4 protein-coding genes are annotated in these 3,840 nt (G+C 46.0%); all 4 read right to left on the minus strand.

Translation table 11 applies throughout. The features are described from left to right. A partial coding sequence (locus ACJMLT_RS06825; protein WP_405728496.1) for an ABC transporter substrate-binding protein occupies positions 1-1,569 on the minus strand: 1,569 nt, incomplete at its 3' end. Positions 1,570-1,591: 22 nt separating this feature from the next. Beyond that, entirely contained in the window at positions 1,592-2,143 is a 552-nt protein-coding gene (locus ACJMLT_RS06830) for a lytic transglycosylase domain-containing protein (protein WP_405728499.1), read from the minus strand. Between the two features lie 15 nt (positions 2,144-2,158). Next, on the minus strand, positions 2,159-2,749 hold the full coding sequence (gene coaE, locus ACJMLT_RS06835) for a dephospho-CoA kinase (protein ID WP_405728502.1): 591 nt from the start codon (positions 2,747-2,749) through the stop codon (positions 2,159-2,161). Between the two features lie 16 nt (positions 2,750-2,765). Further along, positions 2,766-3,840: DNA polymerase (locus ACJMLT_RS06840; RefSeq protein WP_405728505.1), on the minus strand; the 1,075-nt coding region annotated here is incomplete at its 5' end.

A 3,840-nucleotide genomic window follows, 5' to 3' on the forward strand; every position in this document is an offset into this window, starting at 1 on the left:
GAAAACATTAAATTCTGTAGGTTCGATGGTACCGCTCACATGTTTGGATGTAAACACTGCTTCATTACGATATGCAATACTGATATATGGCAATTCCTCTGCCAGTTTTTTCTGCAGGCCGCTGTATGCCAGCAGTGTAGGACCTTCGCCAATGGCCTCTCTCGCTGCTGCCAACAGCTGATCCACTTCCTCGTTGGTATAACCAATATAATTCAGGCTGCCTGCCGTTCCGAAAAACGGTGTCAAGTCGGTCACTTCGGAACAATTCCATCCACCAATGATCATATCATACTGACCTTCCATAAATTTCTGCTGATATGCAGCAAAATTCTGCTGATCAATGGTAATATCAAACCCAATGGCCGTCAGTTCTTCCTTCAGCTTGGATGCGATCTGCCGTCTGGCTGTATTTTCTGTATTGACCAGAATGGTTGCTTTCAGCTGTTTTGTCTGTCCGTCTGCAGTTTTCTTTTCCAATTTGCCGTTTCCATCCAAATCCCCCCAGCCACTGTTTTTCAGGAAGGTAGATGCCATGGAAGGATTATAATTATACAGAGCAACATTTTCTTCGTAAAGCCAGTTTTTCGGGTTGATGGGGGTATTGGTCATCACCCCATAGTTCAGATATACGCTGTCCATCAGTTTTTCTTTAGGCAAAGCATAGGCAATAGCCTGTCGCAGGGATTTATCCTGAAACAGTTCTTTATTGAAATTAAACCCGATAAAATCATACTGATTCGAAGTATACTGATACATACCGGAAATGCCTTCATCCACGTATCTGCCGGCTTCCGTTGCCGCTGTCACCAGTACATCAGTCATGCCTTGTTCAAAGGAATTGATGTCCGTATCTTCCCCTGCTGTAATTTTTACACGGATGCGAGAAATGGAAGGCATTTCGCCTGCATATCCTTCATTTGCCTGCAGGATCAGTTCAGATGCCTGTTTGTAGGAATGCATCTGATACATACCACTACCCATAGCCGCCTGATTGACCGCAGCCTTCGGGTCATTTTCTCCTCCATGATATGCCGCAGAGATCACCGGAAAACGCAGGGCACTTAAATTTCCGCTGAAATTTTCTCGGAAAGTAAAAACCACCGTATATTCCCCCGTTTTCGTACAGTCAACCACATAATCCGATACTTTTTTATAAACAGAGCCTTCCGGTGCATTCTGAATGGTACGGAAGGAATAGACCACATCCTCCGCAGTCAGCCTGCTGCCATTCTGCCACAGAAGATTATGCTGCAGCTGCATGGTAATCGTCTTGCCGTCTGCACCTACTTCCCAGTTTTCTGCAATCGAAGGGCAGGCTTTTCCTGTTTCATCAAACTCTACCAAAGGCAGGTAGATCAGTTTCAGAATACGGTCGACCGTTTCTTCTCTATTTAGCAGCGGATTCAGTGTTTCAGGGATACGCATGGAAAGGGTCAATACATTTTCATACGCCGTATCCACAGTCTCTCCACCCACTGCTGTAAAATCATCCTGCTTTGATTTGTCCTTACCGCAGCCGCAAAGGCCAATGCAAAGAGCCAGAAGCAGGAGCCATTTTCTTTTCTTCATATTTTTCAAATCCTCTCAAAAGTTATTGGCGATATACATAGCTGTATACCAGCTGCGCCAACTGCACTTTTTTGACATAACTTTTCGTTTCTTCATACGGTATTTCTTCCAAAGTGATGCCATCGGCACTCATTTCTGTATCAGCCAGCCAGTTCGTTACGTTGCCATGGCCTGCATTATAACCTGCCAAAGCCGTTTCTGTTACGCCGGCGAACTTATCCAAAAGCCAGCTGAGATACCAGCAGCCAATGCGGATATTCGTATCCGGATCGGCCAGATCAACAGTCTCTGCGGACAATCCCATCTGTTCTGCAGCCCACCATCCGGTCTCATCCGTTACCTGCATCAGCCCTCTTGCTCCCGCAGAAGAAACTGCATCCGGCTCAAAATGGCTTTCCGCAAAAATAACACCATTGACCAGACTTTTCTCCAGTCCGTAAACTGCGGCATACTTCTCCACGCTATCCTGATATTCCAAAGGAAGGACACGAGGCAATACCACAAAGTAGCCAAAAGACACCAACAATGCGACAGTAACTGCTGTCGTAAACAATTTCTTTATGAATCGAATCATTGTCATTAGCTTCCTTTACAACAATTTAAAAATTTGAGTTATCTGCTCTTTCAGATGGACAAGATCCTTGCTGTTATCGATGACAGCACTTGCCGCAGATTTGTATTCTTCCCAGCTTTTCTGGTTGGCAATGCGGGCTTTTGCCAGTTCATAGGAAATCCCATCTCTGTCCATCACCCTCTGAGCGCGCACTTCGGGATCCGCATAAACTACCCATACCAGGTCGCAGACTGTTTCAAGTTTTGCTTCCAGAAGCAGAGGCGCATCCACGATCACAGCTGCAGCCGTACCTTCTCCCTTTGCCGCAGCGATCTGTCTTTTCACTTCCGCAGTGATATATTTATGGGTACACTGATTCAGAAATGCCAGTTTTTCTTTATCATTAAATACGATCTCGCCCAGTTTTTTGCGGATGATATTTCCTTCTGCATCCAGAATCCCTGTGCCGTAATACTCTACGATCTCATGATAGGCAGGTTCATCTTTCAAAATGATCTCATGGGCGATTTTATCTGCATCCACGATAACAGCCCCTGCTTCCGCAAGGCTTTTGCTGACAACGCTTTTTCCGCTGCCAGTCCCCCCTGTCAAACCAATTACTTTCATATCTTTCAACCTCTTTTTATTTCGCATCAAACCAGGATGCGCCTTCATGGACATCCACATCTAAAGGAACAGCCAGTGCTGCCGCCTGCTCCATATTTTCCTTCAGAATTTTTGCCACTGCTTCTTTTTCATCCTTATGGGTCTCGATCAGCAGTTCATCGTGTACCTGCAGAATCAGACGGGACTTGAAGCCGCCATCCTTCAGGGCTTTATGCACCTTGATCATAGCCAGTTTGATAATATCCGCGGCACTGCCTTGAATAGGCATATTCATAGCCGCTCTTTCCCCCGCTGCCCGCTGGATAAAGTTGCTGCTCTGCAGTTCCGGCATGGCACGTCTGCGATTCCAAAGGGTAGAAACATAACCCTTTTCCGCACCGTTCTTAATCGTGTCATCCATAAAACCTTTGATTTTAGGATATCTGGCAAAATAAGCGCTGATATATTCCTCCGCTTCCTTTCTGGTGATGCCCAGATCCTGACTCAATGTAAAGGAGCCTTTGCCGTAAATAATGCCAAAGTTGACTGCTTTTGCATTGCTTCTTTGGAGAGATGTGACCTCTTCAAAAGGCACATGGAACACCTGAGAAGCTGTCATTCTATGAATATCCTGTCCGCTCCTGAATGCTTCGATCAGGCTTTCATCCTCTGCGATATGGGCCAGTACGCGCAGTTCGATCTGAGAATAGTCTGCATCCAGGAAACAGTATTCGTCACTTTCGGGAATGAATACCTTCCGCAGTTCACGCCCCAGTTCCAGACGCACGGGAATATTCTGCAGGTTGGGTTCTGTGGAAGAAATGCGGCCTGTGGCCGTAATGGTCTGGTTGAAGGTGGAATAGATTTTTTCCGTATCCATATCCATTACCGCCAGAAGTCCGTCCGCATAGGTGCTTTTCAGCTTTGCCAGTGTTCTGTAACTCAGGATCTTGTCTACGACGGGATGTTCAAAGCGCAGTTTTTCCAGAACATCTGCAGCTGTAGAGTATCCGGTCTTTGTTTTTTTACCACCCTTCATTCCCAATTTTTCGAACAAAATCACACCCAACTGCTTGGGGGAATTGATATTGAATTCTTCCCCTGCAAGTGCA

Source organism: Anaerotignum sp. (assembly GCF_045122575.1).
Taxonomy (GTDB): Bacteria; Bacillota; Clostridia; order Lachnospirales; family Anaerotignaceae; genus Anaerotignum_A.

Coding starts and splice junctions, on each gene's coding strand:
- coaE (WP_405728502.1), bottom strand. CDS start 2,749: ATGAAAGTAATTGGTTTGACAGGGGGGACTGGCAGCGGAAAAAGCGTT.
- ACJMLT_RS06830 (WP_405728499.1), bottom strand. CDS start 2,143: ATGATTCGATTCATAAAGAAATTGTTTACGACAGCAGTTACTGTCGCA.